Consider the following 25,212-nt stretch of genomic DNA (forward strand, 5'->3'; position numbering starts at 1 on the left):
CAGCGGTACATCACGAACCCGATTTCAACTGCGCCCACAAGCGGCCTTCCAGGCGCTTGATCTGCGCAGGCAAGGGCTTGAGCAGAAACAGCGTCTTCAGCACGGGCTCAGGCGGATACACGGTCGGGTCGTTGAGAATTTCCGGCCGCACGAATTTACGCGCGGCGGCATCCGCGTTCGGATAGAACACGGCGTTGGTAATGTCGGCGTGCACTTCGGGGCGCTCGATATAGTTGATCCAGTTGAGCGCCGCTTCGGGATGCGGCGCATCTTTCGGTATCGCCATCATGTCGAACCAGACCGGCGCGCCGCCTTGCGGAATGAAGTACTTGACCTCGTAGCTCTTGCCGGCTTCACGCGCGCGATGGCTCGCCATCGACACATCGCCCGACCAGCTCAGCGCGAAGCAGACGTCGTCGCCGGCGAGGTCGTTGATGTAGCTCGTCGCGTTGAACTGTGTGATATACGGGCGAATCTTTTTCAGCGCGTCATACGCGGCCTGATAGTCGGCGGGATTCTCGCTGTTGGGGTCGCGGCCCAGATAGTGCAGCGTGACCGCGAACACATCGGACGGCGCGTCGAGCACGGAAACGCCGCAACTCTTCAGCTTGCTCAGGTACTCTGGCTTGAACAGGATGTCCCAGTTATCGAGTGGCATCTCGCTGCCGAGAATCTTTTTCACGCGAGTGACGTTGTAGCCGAGCCCTGTCGTGCCCCACGCCCACGGCACCGCGTACTGATTGCCGGGGTCCGCGTCGGCGACGAGCTTCAGCAGATTGCGGTCGAGGTTCGCCAGATTCGGCAGCTTCGATTTGTCCAGCTTCTGATAGATGCCGGCTTCGATCTGTTTCGCGAGAAAGTTCGAGGTCGGCACCACGACGTCGTAGCCGGTGGATCCGGTCAGCAGTTTGGCTTGCAAGGTCTCGTCGCCGTCGTACACGTCGTAGCGCACGTGAATGCCGGACTCTTTCTCGAAGTTCGGCACGGTGTCTTTCGCGATGTAGTCCGCCCAGTTGTACAGGTTGAGCTGTTTTTCGTCGGCGTGCGAGGCGGCGCTGAATGCCCCGAGCAGTAGTGCGGCCAGAAGCGGTTTCATCGAAGTGTGGGGCATGTCGGTCATCTCGTCCGGAAAGAGTTCAACGGGCCACGGGCGCGCTTACAGGCGCGCGAGGCGTTGCAGCTTCTGATTGCGCATCAGGCACAGCATGTCCGCCGCGAGATGTGCTGCGGCGAGGGCGGTTACGTCGCTGTGGTCGTACGGCGGCGACACTTCCACCACGTCCGCGCCGACCAGATTCACGGCGCCCAGCGCGCGCACGATCTCCAGCGCCTGCGCCGAACTCAGGCCGCCCGCCACCGGCGTGCCCGTGCCGGGCGCGAAGGCGGGATCGAGACAGTCGATGTCGAAGGTGAGGTAAGTGGGCGCGCTGCCGACAATGCCCAGCACTTCGTCGATCGTCGCTTGCGTGCCGTTGCGATGGACCCACGGCGCGTCGAGAATGCGCACGCCCATGAAGTCGTCGTTCCAGGTGCGAATGCCGATCTGCACCGAACGCGCGGGATCGATCAGCCCTTCGCGGATCGCCTTATAGAACATCGTGCCGTGGTTCAGCGAATCGGGGTTGTCGTCCGGCCAGGTGTCGCAATGCGCGTCGAAATGGATCAGGCTCAGCGGTTTGCCGTATTTCTCGGCGTGCGCGACCAGCAACGGATACGTGATGTAGTGGTCGCCGCCGAAGGTCAGCATGCGCGTGCCGGTGGCGAGAATGCCGCGGGCGTGCGCGATGATCGCGTCGCGAATGCCCAGCGGGTTGTGCGCGTCGAACCAGCAGTCGCCGTAGTCGACCACATTCAGATGATCGAAAGGATCGACGCCCCACGGAAACGCGCCGAGTTCCGCCAGTTGTACGGAGGCGGCGCGCACGCCCGCCGGACCGAAGCGCGTGCCGGGGCGGAAGGTCGTGGCGAGATCGAGCGGAATGCCCGAGACGGCGACGTCCACGCCGCTGAGGTCGCGCGAGTACGGGCGGCGCATGAATGACAGCACGCCCGAGTAGGTCGGCGCGGCAGGCTGGCCGCCGTCCTGGGCAGGGCTTTTCAAATACGGGTGCGGGGAGTTCAGATTCAGGGGCATGCGAGCGATCCAATCGGTTTGAATGAGGCGCCCGTCGCACAAATATTTCTCATGTCTGCCGCAATGGCAAATGAGCGGCGAGTTATGCGTGACGGGCAACTGGGTCTATGATTGCGGGGAAAAATTCCGACGAAAAGCGAAGAATCTTGCTGGAAGTATCGATATTTCTAATATCTGACCTCGACCGCCCAATGCGAAGACTTCCCCCTCTGCAAGCCTTGCTCGCCTTCGACGCCGCCGCGCGTCTCGGCAGCTTCACGCGCGCCGCGCAGGAACTGGCGCTGACGCAATCGGCGATCAGCCATCAGATCCTGCAACTCGAGGAGTGGACCGGGCAGCCGCTGTTTCGGCGCATCGGCCGGGGCGTGGCGCTGACAGCCGCTGGCACGCTGTACGCGCAGACCGTGACGACGGCGCTCGCCACGCTTGCCGACGGGCGCGATCGCATCGAGCCGTACGGCAATCCGGATTCGGTGATTCTCGTGTGCACGCCGCAATTCGCTTCAGGCTGGCTGATGCCGCGCATGCGTGTGTTCGCCGAGGCCTTGCCCAATCTGGAGCTCTGGCTCGTCACCGGCGAGGAAGTCAACGAGATCGATCGCGTGGATGTCGACCTGGTGGTGTCGGCGAAGGCAATCCGTACGCCGGAAGTCGTGTGCGAGCTGTTGCTCGAAGAAGCGGCCGTGGCGATCTGCGGACCGATGACGGCGAGCCGTCTGCGCGACGCGCCGTTTCCCGAGGTGTTGACGCAAGCGCCGTTGCTGGTTCACGAGGCGCATCCCGAATGGGCGCCGTGGCTGCCCGAATTGAGGCGCGGCGGCTTGCGCACGCGCCGGGCCATGACGGTCAGCGATCCACGTTTTCTCGTAGCCGCAGCGGAACAGGAAGCGGGCATCGCGATGGTGTCGCGACTCGACGCGGGCGACGCGCTGACGAGCGGCCGCGTCGAAGTTCTGCCACAAGTGCCGGGCTTCGCGCTCACGCCGCTCTGGTTAATGCGCTCCGCGCAACCGGCGCGTTCGGCTGCGGTCGATGCCGTTCATGCGTGGATGATCGGGCTATGCCGCAACGGAGCTTGATCACGAGCTGCCGCCAGGCAAACGGAACAGAGCGTGAAACATCGCCGGCGCGCGACGCCTGAAATTTCGCAAGCTCTGCACCGTCTTGCGGCAGCGACGCCGCTATCCTAGCTCCATGATGAAGCCCAGCACCGAACGTGATTACCGCAGACGGATCGCTCGCGTGGTCGAGGCGATTCTGCTCGAACCCGGCGCGCACCACACGCTGGAAAGCCTCGCTGCGGTGGCGCATCTGTCGCCGTTTCATTTTCATCGCGTCTACCTGGCGTTGACGGGCGAACGCGTCGTGGAGACCGTGCAACGCCTGCGGCTAGCGCAAGCGGCGCAACGGCTGACCGATGCCGCTGCGTCGGTCACCACGGTCGCGCACGATGCCGGCTACAACAGCCCGCAGGCCTTCGCGCGTGCGTTTCGCGGCTTCACCGGCGTCTCGCCGAGCGAGTTCAAGGCACGGCAGAAGCATCTGGCCGCGCCGTGCACGGGCAGCGTGGCGGGCGAGCAGCATACCGCGTCGAAAAACAGCGCCCCGACGCCGGCGCTGCCCGCCGTCGAACTCACGGAGATCGCGCCGTTCGATGTGCTCAGTCTTCGGCATGACGGGCCGGTCGCGACCATCGGCCAGACCTTTCGCTCGCTCATGACGATGCTGCATTGCGACGAAAACGCGGCGATGGATCAGCGGGTGGGCATCTGCGTGCGCGATCCCGCGGTGAAGGACAGCTTCAGCTATCGCGCGGCCATTGTCGCGGGGCCGCATGCCGTGGCCGTCGAGATGGACGATGCCGTCGAACCGCTGCGGCTCGACGGCGGGTTGTATGCGGTGCATCGGCTGATCGGCCCGTATGCGCTGATCTCGCCGACCTTTCGCGCACTTTACGGCGGCTGGCTGCCGCAAAGCGGCTTTCTGCGCGACCGGCGTCCCGCGCTCGAGTTGTATCGCAGTCCACTGGTCGCCGGTCTGCAGCAGACGTGCGTGACCGACCTGATGATTCCTATCCGCAAGGACTGACCATGTTTCGTATGTGCTGTGCCGTCATCGCCAGGCTGGCGAGTGCGGCGGCGTTGTGCTGGGCGGGTGCCGTGTCGGCGGATCAGGCCGACTTGCACGTGGGCGAGACGACGCGGGTGTTTCATCCCGCCGTGGCCCGCAATTGGCGCGGGGCGAAAACCGAGGCGCTGGTGACGCGCATCTGGTATCCGGTCGATACGTCGGTGCCGCAGACGCCGCGCGAGATCGGCGCGCCCGGTCATCCGATCTTTCACGGCCACGCCGCCGCCGACGATGCGCCGCTGTCCACCGCGCGCGCAAGCTATCCGCTGCTGGTGCTCTCGCACGGCACGGGCGGCACCGCGGACAGTCTCGACTGGCTGGCCGCAGCGCTCGCCGCGCAAGGCTATATCGTGGCCGGCACCAATCATCCGGGTAATACCGCGGCGGCGCCGATGACCCGCGACGGCTTCATGCTCTGGTGGGAGCGCGCCACCGACGCGAGCGAAGTGCTCGACGGCGTGCTCGCCGATCCGACGCTCGGGCCGCATGTGGAGCGTGAGCGGATCGGCGCGGTGGGGTTCTCGCTCGGTGGTTATACGGTGCTCGAACTGGCGGGCGCGCGGACCAACCTGCAAGCGTTCGAGCGCTTCTGCACCTCACCCCAGGCCGACGCCATCTGCCATCCACCGGAAGCGGCGCGGATTAGCGACGCAGCGGGCGCGGCGCCCTTGACGCTCGACGATCTTTCGCCGGAGACCAAGGCGTCGCGCGCACGGTCCGGCGCATCGTATCGCGATCCACGCATCAAAGCCGTGTTCGCCATCGCGCCCGCGCTCGGCGAAGCCTTCGACAGCGCCTCGTTTGCCGACGTGACGATTCCCGTCTCGCTGCTCGCAGGCGAGGCCGACGTCACCGCGCCCGTGGCCACCAACATTCACCGCATCGCGGGCTTGCTGCCCAACGCGCATGTCGAGATGGTGCCGGGCGCGTCGCATTACACGTTTCTGGATACTTGTCTCGCCGATGTCGTCGCAAAACTCGCCGGAATTTGCCAGGACGGAGCGGGCGTCGATCGTGATGCGGTGCATGCGCTGGCGGCTGACCGCGCGATCAGCTTTTTCGCAGCAACGTTGCCCGCGCGCTGATGCAAGCAGCAGCGCCGTCGTGCTATCGAGTCGAGCGCGGCAGCGGGCAGTGCGCCGCCGCGCCCACCACGCATTTCAATCCTCCAGCGGCGACAACGCTTCGAGCGGCATCTTCTTCTCCGCGCCGATGCTGATGGCGGGCACGAACAGCAGCAGCACGACCACGAAGATCGCGATGACGAAGAGCGAGATGAACGTCAGGTGCAGCGACTGATGCAGCACCATGCGGATCATGTCGCTATCGCCGAGCCTGGCGGCCTGATTCTGCAGCAGCGCCTTCAACTGATCCGACGTGACCACGGCCACGCCCTTCGAATGACTGAGACCGAAGTTGAGCACCGCGCCAAACAGCGTCGCGCCCAACGTGCTGCCGAGATTGCGCGAGAACAGGTTCGACGCGGTGGCGCTGCCGCGTTCGTCCATGCGGACGATCTCCTGAATCAGGATCAGGCAACTGACGCTCGACGTGCCCATGCCGAAGCCCATGATCAACGAGCCGAACGCCGCGACGAGCGGCGAGCCGCCCGGTGACAGGAACAGCAGCAGCACCGCGCCGAGCGGAATGGCCGCGCTGCCGCCGATCAGAATGCGCCGCAAGCCGAGGCGATGAAACGACTTCGCGGCGAGCGTGGCGCCGGTCGGCCAGCCGACCATCATCATCGTCAGAGCCAGGCCGGCGATCACGGGTGAGCGGTTCAGCACGCCCTGCACATACATCGGCAGGAACGTGGTGGCGCCCATCAGGATCATGCCGGAGAGCAAGGTCGCGCCGTTGGAGGCGGCAATCGGCCGGCGGCTCCACAGCGCGAAGGAGATCATCGGTTCAGCCGCGCGGCGCTCCTGCCACACGAACAGCAATACGCACAGCACGAAGACCCCGCCCGCCATCGAGGCCTGCCCGACCTGGTCGTCGCCAGCGAAAGTGAGCGCCGTCATGAGCGCGGCGATGGCCGCCATGAACAGCGCCGCGCCGCCGAAATCGATCGAGGGGCGCGCATGCCGTTCCGATTCGCGCAGGAACGCGATGAAGCCCGCCGCGGAGGCGAGCCCGATCGGCACGTTCATCCAGAAGATCCAGGCCCACGACATGTTGTGAATGATGAAGCCGCCGACCATCGGACCCACCACCGCCGAGATCGCCCAGACGCTCGCGAGGTAGCCTTGCACCTTGCCGCGTTCGCGCGCGGGATAGAGATCGGCGACGATGGTCAGCGTGACCGGCTGGATCGCGCCCGCGCCGACGCCCTGAATCAGACGGAACGCGATCATCGCCGGCATCGACCAGGCGAAGCCGGCCAGCACCGAGCCGATCAGAAAGATCGCGATGCCGGCCAGCATGATCGGCTTGCGGCCGTACAGGTCGGCGAGTTTGCCGAACACCACGGTCATCGCGGTCTGGGTGAGCAGGAACGACGAGAAGACCCAGCTATACAGATGCAGATCGCCGAGTTGCGCGACGATCTGAGGCATGGCGGTGGAAACGATAGTGGCTTCGATGGCGACCATCGCCATGGACGCCATCACGGCGGCAATGACGAGAGGACGCGACGATTGCGGGTTGCGGGACATGGGCCAGGAGTTAGTATTAGGATATAAGGCACGTCGGGCGGCGTGGCCATAAGCGGGCACGCCGTGACGCATCAGCACGACCGTACGAGGACGGCCGGTGTCGAGTATGCACCCTGCTGAGAATGTGCGCTAACCTTGGGCGGCCTTGCGGACCACGCCGCCTTGGCACAGCGTTTGCGCGTTCGAAGCTTTCTTTCGACAAATGGAGGGTCATCATGAGGATCGAATTCACCGGACGCCGTGAAGTCGTAGCAGCGGCACGCGTCGCCTTCGAAGCCAATGTCGACGGGGCCGACGTCTGGTGCAGCGTGTCGCTGGATGCGCTGAACGACCATTTCGGCAACGATGGCCCTTCGGCCCATAACCTTGTCAACACGTTCGAGGCAAATCGCGCGCGGATTGAAAACGCTACACGCCGGGTCCTCGAAAAAAACGGGGGACAGTCCGTGGAACTCGAGACTGGCGATTTCAACAGGGCCTGAGCGGCCTGGTTTCTGGTTGACGATGAGTCCGGCGCGTGCGCCGGGCTCGCAAGCGACTCAACGGCTGTTGTTCACGCACAACCCGTTCATTCCGCGCAGACCCATGGTTGCGCGTCTTTAGCTTTTCAAACACCTCGTCGAAGCGCGGCGCATCGCGATTGCTGCGTTTAGATGACGGATTCTTCCAGATTCCATAAAGGACTGCTCCAGGGTCCGGGCATTCGTTTTCGATGCCCGCGTTTCTATACTCGCGTCGCTGTTCAACCTGACATTTCAGCTACGCAGGAGCATTGACGTGAAAAAGATTTCCGCCGCGGTCGCGGCGTTCGCAGGACTCGCCGCCACGGCGCATGCGCAAAGTTCGGTCACGCTGTACGGCCTCATCGACGCCGGCGTGATGTACACCAACAACGTGAAGAAGGGCGGATCGCAGGGCGCGCTGGTTCAGGCGACGAGCGGCAACATCAACGGCAGCCGTTTTGGTTTGCGCGGCGGCGAGGATCTCGGCGGCGGCCTGCAGGCGATCTTCGTGCTGGAGAACGGCTACAACGTGCAGAACGGCAAGCTCGGCCAGAACAACCGGCTGTTTGGCCGTCAGGCGTTTGTCGGCTTGAGCAGCAAGCAGTACGGCACGCTCACACTGGGCCGCCAGTACGACTCGCTGGTCGATTTCGTTGCGCCGCTCTCGGGCACGGCGGGCACGTTCGGCGATACTGGCTTCGCACATCCGTTCGACAATGACAATCTGAATCACTCCGTGCGCATGAGCAACGCCGTGAAATACACGAGCGCGAACTATGCCGGTCTGAAGTTCGGCGGGATGTACGCGTTTTCGAACAACACGGATTTTGCGGTCAATCGCGCCTACAGCGCGGGCGTGAGCTATGCCAACGGTCCGTTCAAGGCGGCTGCCGGCTATTTGCAGATCAACGGTTCGAACTCGACCGCCAACACGGCCGGCGCGGTCGATCTTGGCGAATCCGCGGCCAACGGCACGGGCGGCTTCCAGATCGGCGCCGATGTGCAGCGCACGGCCGGCGCCGCGTTGAGCTATGGCTTCGGTCCCGTGACGGCCGGCTTCGTCTATACGCATAGCCAGTTCCAGAACACCGCGTCGTTCGGCGCCACGCATGGCTCGATGCGCTTCGATAACTACGAAGTGAACGGCAAGTACGCCGTGACGCCGGCGCTGAGTCTCGGCGCGGCCTACACCTATACGGACGCGCACGTGAGCGGCACCTCGAGCTTCGGCTCGGATCCGAAATGGAATCAGGTGAACCTGCAGGCCGTCTATGCGCTGTCGTTGCGCACCGACGTGTATGCCGAAGCGATGTACCAGCACGTGAGCGGCAAGGGCTACACCGCGTTTATCAACACGGCGGGCGGCGCGTCGTCGACGGGTAATCAGGTGGTCGGCACGGTGGGAATCCGCACGCGCTTCTGAGCGTGATTTCTCCAGATTCAGGAACAATCCCTTTGACACCGGGCCGTTATTCTATGAGCAATCGACGCCTATATTGATTTCAGCGGTTGCGCGGAGAGTGATTCGAAGCGCTGCTGATCATCAATTATCGGAGGTGTTTCCATCATGAAGTCCCTGATCAAGGCTGTCGTTATCGTCGCTTCGCTGGCTGCTTCGGCCACCGTATTCGCCCAATCGAATTCCCGCATCACGCGCGAGCAGGTGCGCGCGGAACTGGTTCAACTGCAGCAGGCCGGCTATCACGTTGGCGACGGCGATCAGGCGCGTTACCCGGAAGCGATTCAGGCCGCGCAAGCGCGCGTCGCCGCGCGCAACGGCGAGACCAGCGGTTATGGCGGCAGTGTGGCGGGTTCGTCGCAAAGCGGCCGCCCGGCTGTGTCCGCCGCCGACTGGAATGCGATGTATAGCCGTTGATTCGACGGGCCCGGCGTACTGTGGGGCGGGCCGCGTTGGAAGGGACTCTTCCAGTATGGCGTATATATCCGCTTCGGCGGTATCGGTAAAGTAGTCAGGCACGCACGGTTTCCGGTGTGCGAGCGAGAGAGTTGGCCCCGGCTGGTAACAGCCGGGGTTTTTTTATTTCGCTGCGAACGCGTGAAAATGTTCTGACGATGGCGCGTCGGTGACGCTCGCGCCCGCATGTTTGTCCAGTTCGCGGCTGCGGTATAGTCGCGCCAATAGATCGCATGTATGCTCCCGGCTTTTATTGTCGCGAGCACTGCAGGCTCAGGCTTCGATTTATCTGGAGAACAACCGTGCAGGAAATCATCGAAGGTCTCATTCGCTTTCAACGCGAAGTCTTTCCGCAGCAGAGCGCATTGTTCAAGCGTCTGTCGATGGCGCAAAGTCCCAGTACGCTTTTCGTGACGTGCTCGGACAGCCGTGTCGTGCCTGAGTTGCTGACGCAGACGGAGCCCGGTTCGCTGTTCGTGATCCGCAATGCGGGCAATATCGTGCCGTCTTATGGTCCGGAGCCGGGCGGCGTGTCCGCGACCGTCGAGTACGCGGTGGCCGTGTTGGGCGTGCGCGATATAGTGATCTGCGGCCACTCGAATTGCGGCGCGATGACGGCGATCTCGACCTGCAAGAACCTCGACCATCTGCCGGCGGTGGCGGGCTGGCTGCGTCACGCGGATGCGGCCAAGGCCATCAACGCGTCACGCACTTACCATTCGGACGCCGAGTGCCTCTCCGCGCTGGTCAAGGACAACGTGATTGCGCAACTTGCGAACATCCGCACGCATCCGTCGGTGGCAGTTGGACTCGCGAACAAAACGCTGCGGCTGCACGGCTGGATCTTCGATATCGAAAGCGGCACGATGCTCGCGCTCGACGGACCTACCGGACAATTCTTGCCGCTGGTGGACAACCCGGACATCTACGCCGTCTAACTTGATGTTTGAACGTGGGAGGCGCACGATGAGACGTCGCGTGCGCGACCAACTTTCACGGCTCATGCCGGTTCGAACGGCACCGCTGGGGCGTTGCTCATGACATAGGAGGCGAGCCATGTGCGGCCGTCATCTGTCTTCCCCCATGCGGCGCAATCTGCTGCTGGTCGGCGCGTCGTCGATCACGCTGGCGGGTTTGTCGCGGCACGTTGCCGTGGCGGCGGAGCCGGTGTCCGGCAATGCGCCGAATTCGATTCCACCTTCTGAAGCGCTCGACCGCGTGATGCAGGGCAACGCCCGTTACGCCGCGAATACCCCTTCAAACAAGGACTATTCTGCTGGCCGCGCGGCGCGTGTTTCGGCGCAGTATCCGATTGCCGCCATCGTGGGCTGCGCGGATTCGCGTGTCGCGCCGGAGCTCGCCTTCGATCAAGGGCCGGGCGATCTGTTCGTGGTGCGCGTGGCAGGCAATTTCGTCAACGACGATATTCTCGCGAGCCTCGAATACGGCGTCGAGTTTCTCGGCGTGCCGCTCATCATGGTGCTCGGGCATACGCAGTGTGGTGCGGTGACCGCCACGGTCAAGGCGCTCAAGGACGGAGCTCATTTGCCCGGCCATCTGCCTGAACTCGTCCGCGCGATCAAGCCGGCCGTGCAGATGGCGAAAGTGGCGAAAGGAGATCAAGGCGAGGATCTCGTTGCGCAAACCACGATCGAAAACGTCAGGTTGAATGTCAACCGGCTGATCGTATCCAGACCGCTCATCGGGCCATACGTGAAGAGCGGCAAGGTCAAGATTGTCGGCGGTATTTACGATCTGGCGACCGGCAAGGTCACGTTGCTCTGACGCGCCGCGCTCCCGGAATGTCACGCCGACTGATTCCGCGCATGTCTGGAACGGGCGGTTCGAAGCCGTGAAGCCGAACCGCTGCTCGCGTTCGTTAACCGCTGAAGCAGCGGAACGCGAGGCTGATGCGCGGCTCCGTCACGCCCGCAAGCTTGGGAATGCCGTGCTCATGAGTGAATTGCGACGCGTAGCTCATGACAAGACAACTGCCGGGCTCCAGTTCGACATGCACGATCCGTGCGGCGCCGGTCTTCGGCCGGATCGACATACGACGGCTCGCGCCTAGCGAGACGATGGCAATCGGCTGCGCGGGCACCAGCTTCTCTGTCTTGTCGCTGTGAAGCGCGACGCTGTCGCTGCCGTCGCGATACAGATTGAGACCGACGCGATTGAACGGCGCGCCCACGAGCGCGCGGACGGCTTCGAAGGCTTCGCCCAACGGCGCGGGCAGGTCGCCGGAATCACGCGCGAAGGTGGCGAGCAGGCGCGGCACGGCGACCTCGCGCTCGTACATCATGCGCTGCTGACTGAGCCAGCCGACATTGCGCAACGCTTCCTCGAACCACGCCTGCGCCGTGTCAGCCGGGATCGACTCGGGCAGATAGCGGATGCCGCCTTCCTCGTCATGGAGGAGAGCGACGGGCTCGGGCGCGAATAGGGCTTGCTGGGAGACCATGATTCCGACGTGAGCTGGGCGCCGCCCGGTCAGGAAAGAGAGGGCGGCTCGGGCCAATCATTATACTGTGTTTTTATACAGTATTCATGACCTGCCACGAACGAAAGGCCGCCCTCCGTTCAGCTTCACTCGCCCGGGCTATACAGGTCGAGCAGCTTGAGCGTCACGCCATTGGTCCAGCCGAAGCCGTCCTGCAGCGGATATTCGCCACCACCGCCGCCGCCCGTTCCCGCACCTTCCACCACGTATTTTTCCACCAGTTTCTGATCGGACGCATAGACGCCTTTGACGTCGGTGAGAAAGCGCGTGCCGATCTGTTGCGCGAGCGCGTCCTGGCCATACCGCTTCAAGCCCTGAATCGCGGCCCAATGCAGCGGCGCCCAGCCGTTCGGCGCGTCCCATTGTTGCGTCGTGTTGTAGGTCGTCGTGACGAGCCCGCCGGGTTGCAACAGGGTCGACTGCACCTGTTTCGCGGTCTTGAGCGCGCGATCCGGCCACGCCGCGCCGACGAACAACGGAAACACCATCGCCGCGGTCTTGTTGTCGCGCGGTTTGGCGAGCTGCCAGTCATAGTCGCCGTAATAGCCGTTGGGATTCCACAGATAGCGGTTGATGCCGAGCGCACGCTTCGCGGCGCGTTGCGCGAATTCACCGACGCAGCGGAAATCCCGCGTCTCGCCGCAACCTTTGGCGATGGTGATCTCGAGGTGGAACATCAGGCTGTTCAGGTCGACCGGAATGATCGACGTGGTGCGCACAGTCGCGAGCGTCATGTTGTCGCCGAACCAGCGGGAGCTGAAATCCCAGCCGCTTTCGGCGGTCGCCCGCAATTCGCGGTAGACGTCGTTCGGGCTGCGGCCGCTCGCCTGTTGCGCGGTCTGGATGTCCTCCAGATACGACTCGTCGCGTGGCGTGTCGAGCTCATCCCAGTAGCGGTTGAGTACCGTGCGATCCGGCATCACGACGACATTGCGCGTGGCCGAGCCGGGTTGCGTGGTGTTCTCGCCCTGCATCCAGTACGCGTATTCCTTGCGCAACGCCGGCAGGTACTTCTGGTACACGCCGTGGCCTTCCACCTTCACCGCGAGCTCCACCATGTGCGAGAAAAACGGCGGCTGCGAACGGTCGAGATAGTACGTGCGATTGCCGTTCGGAATGTGACCGAACGTATTGATCTCGTAGGCGAAGTTGTCGAGCATGTCGTCGACGAGATTTTCATTGCCCGATTCCTGCAGCCCCAGCATCGTGAAGTACGTGTCCCAGTAGTAGCCTTCGCGGAAGCGGCCGCCCGGCACCACATACGGCTTCGGCAACGGGATCAGCGAGCTGTTCGGCGGCGCGCTGGTGGTGGTGCGGGTCAGCGCGGGCCACAGCCAGTTGATGTGTTCACGCAGCGTCTGATTGGCGGGCGGCGTGATGACCGGCTCGCTCGGCGGCGTGAAGTACTGGTTGACGAAGTTCGCCAGCGAAAAACCGGCGTTGTTCTTCTGCTGCTCGTACAGCTGCACGATCGTGGCGGGATCGGCGTTGGGTGTGGCGTCGACGAAGGTCTTCTGGTCCGGATAGATCTGCGCGGTTTGCACGGCCACGAAGAGATCGCCGTAGAGTTTGTCGGGCGCGGGCGGAAGCGTGCCGCCGACCTGGGTGTCGGCGTGGCAGACGCCGGCGAGACTGATCAGGAAAACGAAGCTTGAAGCGACGGCTATGCGGTGCAGCCTTATGGATCCAGTGGGGCGGAACGAGGTGCGAGATGCGATGTCGGCGCGCCCGAAGCTGCGCACTTGCGATGACTCAATCATGTCTCCTCCAGAGGAATGGACAACAGGATTGGTCTGCCTCGCGCCCACGGTTTCTTCTTGGGATGACCAGGGCGTGGCTAGGATCGCACAAATTACAGGGCGTTACAAACGGCTATGCGAGCGGCATGCGAGAGATGCGCATCCGCTGCGCTGCACAAGCCGGGCCGGCGGTCTTGCTTTTTTGCCGGCCCGCTGAGTCTGACTGCCTCTAGTTCGACGTCACGAGCGAATCGGACGGCACGATCCGCAGGGCGTTCGGATTGCTCGCCGCCGGGTTGGACCACAGCAGATGCATGCTGGCCGGACCGGTGCCGTGCACATACTCGACCTTGATCGACGCGCGCTGCTTCGCGGCCAGCCAGGTCTTGCCGCTCACCGTGGATTGCGTCGAGGTCTTCTTGTCGATGATCTTCACGCCGTTGATCCACAGGCGCGCAACGTTGTCGCTGTCGATCGAGAACGTATAGAGGCCGTCCTGCGCCGCCTGGATCGCGCCGGTCCAGCGCACGCCGTAGTTCGTTGCGTTGATCCCAGCCGAAGCGTCAGGCGAATCGGTGCCGCGCTCGGTGTTCAGATCGAAGTCGATCAGCGGCGTAACCGACGTCTTGGCCGGCGCGCTCCTGAACGTCGGGTCGTTGTAGTAGCCGACCTGCAGCACCGGCAGCTTCACGCTGAAGCCACCCGTCAACGCCTGCGTCTCCGAGGTCTGCCACGGATGGCCGTCCGGATAGATCGTCCCCTGGAAGGGCGTCGCCGGTTCGACCGTGGCGGGCGCGCTCGGCACCTGGCCCCAATGGAAGCGCGTGTTGGTGCGGCCGATCATCAACTCCCACACGATGAACCCCGTCGTGCCGCCGTAGTTCGACACGATGCCCGGCATGGTTTGACCCGTGGTGCCGGGAAAGCCGCGTTGCAGCGTTTCGGAATTCAGCGCGCTGACGTTGCTGCCATTCGCCGGACCCGTGTACGGGTTGCCGTACGGGTGGAACGCGTAGAAGTCGGAGAAGTATGTGCCTTCGTCCTCCTGCACTTGCGGCGCGTTGATCGGCTGCGTCGCGCCCGCGTTCAGGATGGCGATGCGTGCATCGTTCATCAGCGCCGCGCGGGTTTCCTGCAATGCACCATTGCCGCTGCAACCGGGTTCGTTCATGGTCTCCCAGAAGATGATGCGCGGATCCTTGCGGTGCGGTGCGACGAAGTCGGTGACGTAGCTCGCGAGACTCGCCTTGTACGTAATGGCGGAATTGGACGCGGTCGGCTGGAAATACGCCTGTTCCACCGGCGTGCCCGGCGACTGCACCCACTGGCTGTTGTGCACGCCCCAGACCGGTGCCGGCTGTGGGCCGTATTGCGGCGTAGGGTTCCAGCAGTCGTCGTAGAAGATTGGCGAGACCTTGATGCCGTGGCGCGCGGCGATCTTCAACAGGTTCTCGAACTTGCTCAGGAATGCCACACGATCGTTCGCCCATACCAGGTAATGCAGGTAGACCGCGATCGTATTCATGCCGTAGGTCTGCGCGTACGTCAGTTCACGATTGACGATCTCCGGATCGTAGTTCTCCCAGAAGTCGATGGCGTTCACCGCGTTGGAAGGCGTATAGACGGCGCCGACCACCTTCGAGAAATCGTAGCTCGGCGACGTCACGGTCGGATACGTGCGGATCGTGATGTTGCTGAAGGTCGCGCCGACGCCGAAGCGCCGCAGCCCGAAGCTGCCCGACTGGAACACGGCGGGCAGGGCGTTGGTGGCGTCGTTCACGCTGATCACGCGCTGCTGGTCGAGGTCGACGGTGATGGCCGTGCCGCTCGTCGTGACCTTCAGATGGTGCGTACTGCCGCCGACGATCGTGCTGACCGGGTACGAGATGAAGTTCGTCCAACTGTTGTTCTGACGGCCGACCACGAGCGAATGCGTACCCGTATCGAGACCGATGAAGTAGCCGGTCAGGCTGTCGGGGCCGCCGGCCGTCGGGTTCGTGACGCGCACGATAAAGCCCGCGTTCGCGGCGCCGTTGCCGACTGGCGCGCTGACCGTCACGTCCGCTTCATACGACGCGGTGGCGTAGGTGCTGGCGAGCGCGACCGTTTTATCGCCCGCGCCGCTGCCGTTGGTGGCCGGCGCGGGAATGGTGATGGTCGAATTGTTGGCGCCGGGGCCCCAGCCTTGGGTCGATCCCGGCGCGAGGTAGTTCGTGAAGTCGCCGAACGAAAGGGTGGTGGTGGAGACCGGAGCGGGCGGCGCCGGCGGCGTGTAGGGCGGAAGGTTGAGGGTGGGGTCGGCGATCACGAGTGGCGGGGTCGTCGTCTTCATGCCGACCGGAATGGCCTTCGCGGCCTTGAATTCGCTTTCGATGTTGGCCGTGTCGGCTGCCGAGGCCGCCGAAGCGGCCGACGCCGCGGAGGAATCGACCGTGGCCACCTGCTTGTCCGCCGACGCCGTCGCGTTCGGCGAACCGTCATTGCCGCCGCAAGCGCCCAGCATGGCGAGCGCCGCAAGCACAAAGTAATTGCGCACCTGTATCTCCTGATGTCCCCGCTTAATTGATGGTCATAATTATTATTAATTCCGCATAGGGCCAGATATAGAGCTTCCTGGTCTGACGATTGCGGAAATCGATATGAATAATATTATTAGTTTCGCGGACCTGTATCGGTACTTACCCCGGATTGTTGGACGATGAAGATCGCGCTAGGCGAAGTGGAAACCGGTGGCGAGGGCGATGCGGGTCGAGTCGATGTCATGCGACTCGCCGATCCTTCGCGGAGCCGCAGGCATAATCCGTTTTCCAACGTTGCGAGCCGCGTAGCCGGCGCGCGAAACCAGGGCGACGCGTCGTTTCGCGCGCCCCCAGGAAAATCCATGCCGCCCATCACCGCTGTCCGCACGAGCGCCGTGCCCCTGCGCAGCGTTGCGCTGATCCTCGTGTCGATGTTCTGTTTCGCGCTGGTCGATGCGCTCGCCAAATCCGTAGCGCTCGCTTATCCAGCCAACGAGGTGACTTTCTTTCGCATGCTGTTCGGCCTGCTGCCGGCCGTAGCGGTGTGCCTGCGTGGCAAGCCGATCGTCGAGCGGATCCGACACATCGACGTGCGCGGGCAGACCATTCGCGCGCTGACGCTGCTCGGCGCCTCGGGTCTCTTCTTCGCCGGTTTGCCGTATATGCCGCTTAGCGAAGCGGTGGCGATCGTCTACTCCGAGACCTTGCTGGTGATCGTGCTCGCGCCGCTGTTGCTGAAGGAGGCGCTGAAGTCGCGCGATGCCGTGGCGGCTGCGGTCGGGTTTGCCGGCGTGCTGTTCGTGGTGCGCCCGGACGGCTCTCATTCGAGCTGGCTCGGCCCCGTCCTGCTGATGTCGAGCGCCTTCTTCGGCGCACTATCGATCATTCAGATCAAGCGCATTCGCGCCTCCGACGATTCCGGCACCACGGTGCTGTATTTCACGGTGATCGGCACGCTCGTCACCGGCGCTTCGCTGTTTTTCGCGTGGCGCACGCCAACGCTGCAGGCGCTTGCCGTGATGGCCTTGCTCGGCGGCTTCGCCACCGCCGGACAGTTGCTGATGACCATGGCGTTTCGCCAGGCCGACGCCGGCGCGCTCGCGCCGTATAACTACACGAGTATCGTGTGGGCGGCGCTGTTCGGTTATGTGGTGTGGGGCGAGACGATCGGCGCCATGTCGCTGCTCGGCATTGCATTGATTGTCGGCAGTTCGATTGCCGTCGCGATGCGTGGGAAGCAGGAAGAGGGGCCGCTCGTGTAAATGTGGGCGCTGCGCTGCTGAGGTTGCTTCGCAGTTCCAAATAGTCGTCAGGGGAAAGTGTGCCGTGAAGCTGGCTTTTTCGGCCAACGAGGCAGGCGCAATCGGACGATTCGACGCCTGAAGAATATAAATAGAAAATGGGCGCATCCAGTTCGCGTGCGCCTTCGTACGTAACTTGGTTCCGTTGAACCCGCGGCCGAATCCGTGGCCCGATCTCGCGGTCATCCCGTCGGCGTCGAATGCCCGTTCGCCGCTAGCCGTCTGATGAATTCGGGCACGTTTGCGAACCCGCGGACGCGCGCGTAACACGACTGGAAGGGGGAGACGTCACATGTATAGCGAACCCAGGAAGATCGTTCTCACGGGCCTCGTCGTCAGCGCTGTTGCAATCGCCGCCTATGTCTCGCACGCCAGCAAACCCTGGGTGTCGACGGACGAATTCGGCTCGGCGCGCGGTGACACGCCGGCTTACCGCACGCATGGCGACACCATCAGCGGCGCGGTCACATCCGGTCCGGTCACTGCTCGCAGCGATGCGGGCAGCGCAATGGCCGGCAGCCTGCAGGCGGCACGCAATAGTCTGCAACGCAACGATCTCGCCGCCGCGCAGGCGCAACTGGACGCGGTCCGTTCAGCCCACCAGGATAACGATCAGGTTCGCGCGCTGCAAAAGGAAGTGCAGACGCGCGCGGATAACGAGCAGCGTGCAGTGAACGCTGCGCAAGTCGAAAAGGCGCCGCAACCTGTCGCGAAGCCAGCACGGACGTCTTCGTCGATGAAACATGGACGGTCACGGGAAAGTCGCCCTGCGGGCCGCGAACAGACGAACCGTTCATCGGGTTATGCAAAGAGTCAGGAGGCGTTGGACAAGCTGGTGGCACGGGTCGACAGCAATAGCGCGTCGAACGTGAGAAAGCCGGCCACCGGCGGACCCACTATGGCAAGTCAACCGTCGTCCATCCAGACCGGGCTCAACGTGATGCAGGGTACGAGCAGTGCGCCCGTTGCCGTGCCGGCACCGCCGGTTCAACAGGGAGCACAAAAACCGCCGGCTGTTTCCACTGTGCCGACGGAGCCGCAAGCCGACCTGACCACGCAAGCCACGCTGCCGTCATCGCCACTGATTCAATCCACGCCGTCCGCCGCCACAGGGGTGAAAACGGACGACGGTCCGAAGACACGCGCGCAGGTGCGCGCGGAGATCGCCCGCGCCCGGCAGAACGGCGGCCTTCCCGCGTTCGGCAATCCCGATCCCGCGGGGCCAGGCGGGGCGCCGAGCCTCACCGGCGCGCCGCGTCCGTGAGGCTGCGCAAACCGGCGATCGGCAGAGGCTAATCAGAGAATTAACTCAGCGAAGCCGCGAGCCGCGCGAAGGTGGGCTCGTCGGTGCGATCGAAGGCGAGCGGCGTGACCGACACGCGCCCAGAAGCCACCACGGCCGTTTCGCTATCGGGATCGTTCGCGCGTGCGCCGCGTTGAAAGCGCAACCAGTGATAGGCCATGCCGCGCGGATCCACTTGGGGCAACACGTCGATATCTTCGACGAGTCCAACGCCCTGACGAGTCGGCGTGAGCGGACCGGCGAGCGCCGCGTCGACATCGGGAAAGTTGATGTTCAGGCAGGTGGGCGCGGCCTGCTCGATTGCGAGCAACTGGCGGATCACGCCGGGCGCGAGCGCACGCGCGGTGTCCCAACGGACGTTGTCGCGGTTGCTGAAAGTCTGGCTCAGCGCGAACGACGGCAAGCCAAGCAGCAGGCCCGTCATGGCGGCGCCGACGGTGCCTGAAAACATTGTTTCCACGCCCAGATTGCCGCCGCGATTGATGCCGGAAAGAATCAGCGTGGGCGGCGCGTCGCGCATCAGGTGGCGCACGCCCATCACGACGCAATCGCCGGGCGTGCCGGCCACGCCGAAACGCCGCTCGCCCTGGCGGCTCACGCGCAGCGGCGAATGCAGGCTGATCGAATGCGACGTGCCGCTCTGATCGTGTTCCGGCGCGACCACCCAGACTTCGTGCGCGAGCTCGGCGGCAACGGCTTCGAGCACGGCGAGGCCGGGCGCGTCGATACCGTCGTCGTTCGTCAACAGTACGCGCGGCACTTTGGATTCATAGGCAGACATCGCGGCAAACTCCTCTCGGGGGGAAGGGAAGCCTCATTATCCCGCCATCGGCCAGTGCGTGCCGCTCAGCCCGTCAACCAGCGCGCGGCGAGCGGCATCAACACCGGCACGACGAACGCGGTGAACACACCGTTGAGCCCCATGCCGAGGCCGGCGAACGCGCCCATTTCCTCGCTCACCTGAAAGGCGCGGGCCGTGCCGATGCCGTGCGACGCGATACCCAGCGCGAAACCGCGCACCTCGGGTTCGGCGATACGCAGCGCGTTGAGAATCGCGCGCGCGAATACGGCGCCGAATACGCCGGTAGAAATGACTAGCACGGCGGTCAGGGACGGAATGCCACCGATCTCGGAAGCGACCGCCATCGCGATCGGCGTGGTCGCCGATTTGGGTGCGAGCGACGCTATCGTTTGATGCGATGCGCCGAACAGCGCCGCCACGCCGACCGCGGAAACGATGGCTGTCAGTGACCCGGCGACGAGTCCGCCGATCAACGGCAACGCGGAGCGGCGCAGTTTCGGCCACTGCCGGTAGAGCGGCAACGCGAGCGCCACGGTCGCGGGCCCGAGCAGAAAGTGAACGAATTGCGCGCCTTCGAAGTACGTCGTGTACGGCGTGCCGGTGATTTCGAGCAGCACGACCAGCAGCGCCACCGCGATCAACACGGGATTGGCAAGCGGATTGAAGCGCGCCTTCGCGTAGATCGTCTGGGCGATCAGGTAGGCGATCAGCGTGATCGTCAGCCCGAGCAAGGGACTGGCGGCGAGATAAACCCAGATGGCGCCGAGCTTCGGTATGGCGGTCATGATGCGGCCTCCGTCGCGGATGGATCGCGGCGCTGGCGGCGCATCAGCGCACGCGTGACGAGCGCGGCCACCGCAATCGCGAGCGTCGTGCTGACCGCAATGGAGACGATCACCGCGACGGCGTCGCCGCGAATCCGGCTCGCCGACACCATGATGCCGACGCCCGCCGGAACGAATAGCAACGACAGATGGCGCAGCAATTCGAGCGCAGTCGGCTCGATCGCGTCGGCGGTTTGTGGGCGCAGCATGATGAAGCCGAACAACAGCAGCATGCCGATCACCGGACCCGGCACCGGTAAATGGAACACGTACGACACACCTTCGCCGAGGCACTGGAAAGTGAGCAGCGCAGCGAGCGCTTGAAGCATGGCAGTCTCCATAACGCGAAAACAGAAAATGCGCCATTGTGTACCATGCAGATTGCCTCGTGCCTGCTCGCTGCCTGAGCCAAGCGCGGACCTTGCCGGTTGAAGTAGATGCGCACGTCAACCAACACCCTGTACCGGACGAGTTGCCATGCAGACACAACCGTTTCAGATTGCAATTGCCGATCACGATATCGACGATCTTCGCCGGCGTATTCGCGCGACCCGCTGGGCACCGGCGACGCCATCGCCGGCCTGGCAACAGGGCGCCGATTCCGCATGGCTGCGCGAACTGGCCGAGTACTGGGCCGAACATTTCGACTGGCGCACGGCCGAGCGCGGCTTGAATCAGCAGCCGCAGTTTCTCGCCGATGTACAGGGGCAGCGCGTGCATTTCGTCCATCGGCGTGGCGTAGGCCCGGCGCCATATCCACTCGTGATCACACATGGCTGGCCCGGATCGTTCTTCGAGTTCCATGCGTTGCTCGACCGGTTGTGCGACCCGGCCGCATCCGGTGGCGATCCTGCCGATGCCTTCGATGTCGTCGTGCCTTCGCTACCTGGCTTCGCGTTTTCGCAGGCGCCCGCGCAGCCGGGCATGTCCGCGTTTCAGGTGGCGGATCTGTGGGCCTCGCTGATGCGAGGCCTCGGTTATGAGCGCTTCGGCGCGCAAGGCGGCGATCTCGGAGCGGGCGTGTCGATCGCGCTCGCCGCGCGGCATCCGCAAGCTGTCGGGGGAATTCATCTCAACTTCCTGCCGAGCTCGTATGAGCCGGCAGTCGGCGCGGCGCAGAAACCGCTCACACCGGCCGAGGAAAGCTTCCTGCGTGAGAAGAACGAATGGGCCGCGTTCGAAGGCGGCTATGCGCACATGCACAGCACCAAACCGCAGACGCTCGCTGCGTCGCTCAACGATTCGCCGGTGGGACTGGCTGCATGGATCGGCGAGAAGTTTCGCGCGTGGAGCGATTGCCACGGCGACGTGGAGCGTGTGTTTTCGAAAGACGAACTGCTCACCAACATCTCGCTCTACTGGCACACGCAGTGCATTGGCCCGGCGATGCAGATGTACTGGGAAAACCGCTTGCAGCCGATGCGGTTCGCTGAAGAACAACGCGTCGCGCCACCCGTCGGCTTTGCGCACTTCCCGAAGGAGATCAATCACCCGCCGCGCAGTTGGCTCGAAAGAACCTTCGATGTTGTGCAATGGGCCGACATGCCGGCCGGTGGACATTTCGCCGCGATGGAAAAGCCCGATTTGCTCGCAGCGGAGATTCGCACGTTTTTCCGCCCGTTTCGGCATGCGATACGGAGATGAAACGGACGCGGCGGAATAACGCTCTCGTCTGTCGTAAAGTTACGAGCGCGTGGGTACGCAAATGAATGTGTCTGCCAATCGTAAGCACATCGACGGAATCGCTAACGAGTAAGTTATTCGCTACCCTCAAACACGCGTCCGCAATTATTGCGCGATGCCGATGATCCACATGAACCTGCGACAGCGTCCACGTCATGTCTCTCTGCGTTTTGGCGGAAAGGCAATGCAAGGACGTGAAACGATAGACCCTATCTGATCCCTGCGCCCCGGTTCATCCGACTCCATCGCCGCAGATCAACGTGCCCGGCTCGAATGTGACGCCACGATGGCACGAGTCGCAATTTCAAATGCCGCGCACCTTGCGAGGGCTTTCGTGCCCCACGCAAGAACATAGGGATCAACCTCCGACAGTAACGGCAGCGCTCAAAAGGCGATCTGTCGCTCACGCGTGCCGAGGAGCAATGTGAATCTTTTTCCGTGCACTCTCGTTTATGTGGATGTCGATGCGAAGCCGGGGCCCAACTCGACGAATCGCGATCCTCTCTCATATGTGAGCCAGGCGATCTGCCTGAATAACAGCTTGCGGCGCGTCGGCATGCCGACCTTGACCATCATGACCAACGCGCCGGACCTGGTCGCGCGCCGGCTCGAAGGGATGCCGACGGAGAATCGTCCAGCAGTGACGCCACTTACCGCGACGATCGAGTTGCCGAAGAACACGCCGTTCTACGCCGCGCATTTCAAACTCGATCTGATGGACCAGGTGGCGGAGACCTTGCCGGCCGACACGATGATGTTGTTGCTCGACGCCGACATGGTGGCGCTGCTGCCGCTCGACCACGATCTGATCGAACGATGCGCGCAAGCCGGCCTCGGCGTGTTCGATATTTCGGATCAGGTGTTTCCGGCCTACGGCAGCGAACGCGTGGTCGCGGATCTGGAGATTGTTGCGGACCAGCGGTTGATGAATCCGCGCTGGTACGGCGGCGAGTTTCTACTCGCGACACCCGCTTCGTTGCGCCGGCTGGTGCCGCGCGCGCGCGTCAGTTACGCACGCTATCTCGGCGAAAGCGAGCACCTGAGGCATCACGGCGATGAAGCGTTCATCTCGGCCGCGCTCAATGCGCTCAGCGACGAAGGGCAAGTGCTGATCGAAGTCGGCGCGTATCAGGCTGTAGGGCGTCATTGGCCCGGCAACAACTATCGCGACTTGCGCTGGTTCCGCTGCTGTTCGTTCGTTCATTTGCCTGGCGGCAAGGCACTGCTCGAAAAGGAAGCGCGTTTCGACGATTTCGCGCCGGACCGTTTCTGGCGCCATATGCGCGTGGCGCACCTGCGTGGCCGCGTGCGCCACGCAGTCAAGCGGATCGCCAGGATGTTGAGCGTGGAGCGGCTCGCAGCGCGTATGCGCTGCGCGGCGTGAAGAGCTAGCCGCGTCAGTCACATACGCATTGCGGTGAGCGCCGCACCGCTCGTGAGTTCGTCACATCTTCACGTCGATACGTCCATAGACTCCGTTCGCCTCGTCATTCGGCCCGGCGGCGAAAAACAGCGTGTTCACCGGCTGATTGCTGAGTCCATTGCCGAACGCGATTCCCCACAGGCCGTGCTGCACGAATGAGGTGTTGTCAGGCAGATTGATGGCGCCGAGCGACGCGCCGCTCGCCGGATCGAAGGCATTGATCGTGCCGTCACCAAAGTTGCCGATCAGCACGTCACCACTGAACCGCCCGAAATTGGCGGGCGCCTGCGTGACGCCCCACGGCGCATTCAGCACGCCTCCCGAGGCGAAACGCTGCAACAGGTTGCCCGCGGTATCGTAGACATCGACGAAGCCGAGGCCCGCGCCGTCAACGTTGTCGTGCGCCTCCGCGTCCTGTTTCGCGTAGGTCACGAAGAGCTTCGCGCTGATTGCCTGAATGCCGAACGGCGCAAAACCTGCCGGAAGCGACGTGTCCTGAAACTTGCCCGGTGTTGAAACCTTCGCGAAGTTCTTGTCGAAGACGTCGATTCTGTTGTTGTGAAAATCGGCCGCGTAGAGGAAGTTGGCACCGCCGTTGCTGGCCAGCGCGAGGCCCTTGTAGACCGCGGCGCTGCTGCCGCTGTCGAATACGACGAAGGCGGTGGTGGGTCCGACCGCCGGCGCCCACGCGGTAATCGTGCCGCCTTCGCCGGCAAAGATGAATGCGCCCGCGCCAGATTTGCCGCCTTGGGTCACGATGAAGTCCGTCGTGCCGTTGAACACGATACCGGTCGGATTCGCCGGCCCGTTGATTCCGTTCGGAATGCTGACGACTAGCGATTGCGGCGTGCCGTTGCCGTCATAGAGGGTCGCCAGCGAGGTGGCGTTGTCGGCCACCCAGACGAAACCCTTCGGATTGAACGCAACGCCCCACGCGTTTTTCAGATTCGGGTCCGTATGCGCCGCCGCGACCGCGCCGTCCGATACGAGTGCCGTCGACGTAAACGATTGGTTATTAACCGAATCGGAACCGCCACACGCCGCGACGAGACTCACCAATGCAGCGCCGCCCACGACGACGCCCAATGCCTTAAGCACAGATTTCATGGCCGCACCCCTCTGACATGACCGATGGTCACTGCGTCTATTGAACGCACGGCGTTGCGGCTTTATTCCTTCGGCAGAGAAGTTTTTTTGATCCGTATGGGGTGGCCGGTTGGGCGACGCGTCATATCGTGCCGAACAGCGCGCGCGGACGATCCTTGAGCGTGCCGGTCAACAGCCGCAGCGCGCTCACGAGCTGATCACGGCTGGTCGCGCAGGCGAGGTTGATCCGTACCCCGTGCTCGATCTCCGACCGGTCCACGGCAAACGCCGACGAGGGCATCACTACGACGCCGCGCGCCTTCGCGTTGGCCGCGAAGTCGTCGGCGCGCCACGGCGGCGGCAACTTGAGCCACACGAACATACAGGCCGGATCCGTCTGCAACAACTCCTGCGGCAACAGCTCGCGCGCGAGGTCCTGGCGCGCGCGAATCTCGGCGAGCTGCGCGTCCATGATGTGTCGCGCGGTGCCGTCCTCGATCCAGATCGACGCGATCAGCATCGACATCGGCGCGGGCATCCATGCCGTGGTGCGCACGGCTTCCGCGCATAGCGCGGCGCTGTCGGGTGGACTCAGCAGATAGCCAAGCCGCAGGCCGGGGGCGAGGATCTTCGACGTAGCCGCCAGGTGGAAGGTGAGTTCCGGACACAGACTCGCGGCGCGGCGTATGTGTTCGG

22 protein-coding genes and 1 pseudogene are annotated in these 25,212 nt (G+C 63.6%); 12 read left to right on the forward strand and 11 right to left on the reverse strand.

Annotated features, from left to right (window positions below; all coding sequences use genetic code 11):
- Positions 1–10: 10 nt before the first annotated feature.
- Together PQR32_RS11165 and speB are read right to left on the reverse strand one after the other, a co-directional pair.
- On the reverse strand, positions 11–1,120 hold the full coding sequence (locus PQR32_RS11165; RefSeq protein ID WP_408225806.1) for a polyamine ABC transporter substrate-binding protein: 1,110 nt from the start codon (positions 1,118–1,120) through the stop codon (positions 11–13).
- Positions 1,121–1,156: 36 nt separating this feature from the next.
- On the reverse strand, positions 1,157–2,134 hold the full coding sequence (gene speB / locus PQR32_RS11170) for an agmatinase (protein ID WP_408225809.1): 978 nt from the start codon (positions 2,132–2,134) through the stop codon (positions 1,157–1,159).
- Between the two features lie 191 nt (positions 2,135–2,325).
- Between speB and PQR32_RS11175 the strand changes: the two genes are divergently transcribed.
- The 3 genes from PQR32_RS11175 to PQR32_RS11185 all read left to right on the forward strand — a co-directional run bounded on the left by PQR32_RS11175 (position 2,326) and on the right by PQR32_RS11185 (position 5,349).
- On the forward strand, positions 2,326–3,213 hold the full coding sequence (locus PQR32_RS11175) for a LysR substrate-binding domain-containing protein (RefSeq protein WP_408225812.1): 888 nt from the start codon (positions 2,326–2,328) through the stop codon (positions 3,211–3,213).
- 115 nt (positions 3,214–3,328) lie between these two features.
- A complete protein-coding gene (locus tag PQR32_RS11180) occupies positions 3,329–4,222 on the forward strand; it encodes an AraC family transcriptional regulator (RefSeq protein ID WP_408225815.1) in 894 nt (297 codons plus the stop codon).
- Between the two features lie 2 nt (positions 4,223–4,224).
- Positions 4,225–5,349, forward strand: coding sequence for an alpha/beta hydrolase family protein (locus PQR32_RS11185; protein ID WP_408225817.1), 1,125 nt, complete (start codon positions 4,225–4,227; stop codon positions 5,347–5,349).
- 75 nt (positions 5,350–5,424) lie between these two features.
- On the opposite strand, the gene PQR32_RS11190 is transcribed toward PQR32_RS11185, so the two are convergent.
- Positions 5,425–6,918, reverse strand: coding sequence for an MDR family MFS transporter (locus tag PQR32_RS11190; RefSeq protein ID WP_408225820.1), 1,494 nt, complete (start codon positions 6,916–6,918; stop codon positions 5,425–5,427).
- A 215-nt stretch (positions 6,919–7,133) separates the two neighbouring features.
- Here PQR32_RS11190 and PQR32_RS11195 point away from each other — a divergent pair, with 215 nt between their 5' ends.
- The 5 genes from PQR32_RS11195 to PQR32_RS11215 all read left to right on the forward strand — a co-directional run bounded on the left by PQR32_RS11195 (position 7,134) and on the right by PQR32_RS11215 (position 11,121).
- Positions 7,134–7,400 (forward strand): DUF1488 family protein, encoded by a 267-nt coding sequence (locus tag PQR32_RS11195; RefSeq protein WP_408207581.1) that lies wholly within the window; start codon positions 7,134–7,136, stop codon positions 7,398–7,400.
- Between the two features lie 295 nt (positions 7,401–7,695).
- Entirely contained in the window at positions 7,696–8,844 is a 1,149-nt protein-coding gene (locus PQR32_RS11200) for a porin (RefSeq protein WP_408225824.1), read from the forward strand.
- 144 nt (positions 8,845–8,988) lie between these two features.
- Positions 8,989–9,297, forward strand: a complete 309-nt coding sequence (locus PQR32_RS11205; protein ID WP_408225827.1) for a DUF4148 domain-containing protein — start codon at positions 8,989–8,991, stop codon at positions 9,295–9,297.
- Between the two features lie 341 nt (positions 9,298–9,638).
- Entirely contained in the window at positions 9,639–10,274 is a 636-nt protein-coding gene (locus tag PQR32_RS11210) for a carbonic anhydrase (protein ID WP_408225829.1), read from the forward strand.
- A 118-nt stretch (positions 10,275–10,392) separates the two neighbouring features.
- On the forward strand, positions 10,393–11,121 hold the full coding sequence (locus PQR32_RS11215) for a carbonic anhydrase (protein ID WP_408225831.1): 729 nt from the start codon (positions 10,393–10,395) through the stop codon (positions 11,119–11,121).
- A gap of 94 nt (positions 11,122–11,215) precedes the next feature.
- Here PQR32_RS11215 and PQR32_RS11220 read toward each other — a convergent pair whose 3' ends face one another.
- From PQR32_RS11220 to PQR32_RS11230, 3 genes are all read right to left on the reverse strand, one after another.
- Positions 11,216–11,797, reverse strand: coding sequence for an alpha-ketoglutarate-dependent dioxygenase AlkB family protein (locus tag PQR32_RS11220; RefSeq protein ID WP_408225834.1), 582 nt, complete (start codon positions 11,795–11,797; stop codon positions 11,216–11,218).
- Between the two features lie 125 nt (positions 11,798–11,922).
- A complete protein-coding gene (treA, locus tag PQR32_RS11225) occupies positions 11,923–13,596 on the reverse strand; it encodes an alpha,alpha-trehalase TreA (protein WP_408225837.1) in 1,674 nt (557 codons plus the stop codon).
- A 208-nt stretch (positions 13,597–13,804) separates the two neighbouring features.
- Positions 13,805–16,111 (reverse strand): PA14 domain-containing protein, encoded by a 2,307-nt coding sequence (locus PQR32_RS11230; protein WP_408225840.1) that lies wholly within the window; start codon positions 16,109–16,111, stop codon positions 13,805–13,807.
- 345 nt (positions 16,112–16,456) lie between these two features.
- Here PQR32_RS11230 and PQR32_RS11235 point away from each other — a divergent pair, with 345 nt between their 5' ends.
- Both PQR32_RS11235 and PQR32_RS11240 read left to right on the forward strand, forming a co-directional pair.
- On the forward strand, positions 16,457–17,356 hold the full coding sequence (locus PQR32_RS11235) for a DMT family transporter (RefSeq protein WP_408225843.1): 900 nt from the start codon (positions 16,457–16,459) through the stop codon (positions 17,354–17,356).
- Positions 17,357–17,687: 331 nt separating this feature from the next.
- Positions 17,688–18,659, forward strand: a complete 972-nt coding sequence (locus PQR32_RS11240) for a DUF4148 domain-containing protein (RefSeq protein ID WP_408225846.1) — start codon at positions 17,688–17,690, stop codon at positions 18,657–18,659.
- A gap of 40 nt (positions 18,660–18,699) precedes the next feature.
- On the opposite strand, the gene surE is transcribed toward PQR32_RS11240, so the two are convergent.
- The 3 genes from surE to PQR32_RS11255 all read right to left on the reverse strand — a co-directional run bounded on the left by surE (position 18,700) and on the right by PQR32_RS11255 (position 20,653).
- Positions 18,700–19,479, reverse strand: a complete 780-nt coding sequence (surE, locus tag PQR32_RS11245) for a 5'/3'-nucleotidase SurE (RefSeq protein WP_408225849.1) — start codon at positions 19,477–19,479, stop codon at positions 18,700–18,702.
- A 65-nt stretch (positions 19,480–19,544) separates the two neighbouring features.
- Positions 19,545–20,285 carry an LrgB family protein gene (locus PQR32_RS11250; protein ID WP_408225852.1) on the reverse strand — a complete coding sequence of 247 codons (741 nt, stop codon included), beginning with the start codon at positions 20,283–20,285 and terminating at the stop codon, positions 19,545–19,547.
- On the reverse strand, positions 20,282–20,653 hold the full coding sequence (locus PQR32_RS11255; protein ID WP_408207556.1) for a CidA/LrgA family protein: 372 nt from the start codon (positions 20,651–20,653) through the stop codon (positions 20,282–20,284). Before PQR32_RS11255 ends, PQR32_RS11250 begins: the two co-directional genes overlap by 4 nt.
- Before the next feature lie 148 nt (positions 20,654–20,801).
- Between PQR32_RS11255 and PQR32_RS11260 the strand changes: the two genes are divergently transcribed.
- Both PQR32_RS11260 and PQR32_RS11265 read left to right on the forward strand, forming a co-directional pair.
- A complete protein-coding gene (locus tag PQR32_RS11260; protein WP_408225856.1) occupies positions 20,802–21,968 on the forward strand; it encodes an epoxide hydrolase family protein in 1,167 nt (388 codons plus the stop codon).
- Positions 21,969–22,431: 463 nt separating this feature from the next.
- Entirely contained in the window at positions 22,432–23,391 is a 960-nt protein-coding gene (locus tag PQR32_RS11265) for a hypothetical protein (protein WP_408225859.1), read from the forward strand.
- A 60-nt stretch (positions 23,392–23,451) separates the two neighbouring features.
- Here PQR32_RS11265 and PQR32_RS11270 read toward each other — a convergent pair whose 3' ends face one another.
- Complete coding sequence (locus tag PQR32_RS11270) at positions 23,452–24,537, reverse strand: TIGR03118 family protein (RefSeq protein WP_408225862.1); 1,086 nt, start codon at positions 24,535–24,537, stop codon at positions 23,452–23,454.
- A gap of 121 nt (positions 24,538–24,658) precedes the next feature.
- A pseudogene (locus PQR32_RS11275) lies at positions 24,659–25,195 on the reverse strand (aminotransferase class I/II-fold pyridoxal phosphate-dependent enzyme); the annotation flags it as partial.
- Between the last annotated feature and the right edge of the window lie 17 nt (positions 25,196–25,212).

Origin of the sequence: Paraburkholderia dipogonis (assembly GCF_046027395.1) — a bacterium.
In the GTDB taxonomy this organism is placed as follows: Bacteria; Pseudomonadota; Gammaproteobacteria; order Burkholderiales; family Burkholderiaceae; genus Paraburkholderia; species Paraburkholderia dipogonis_A.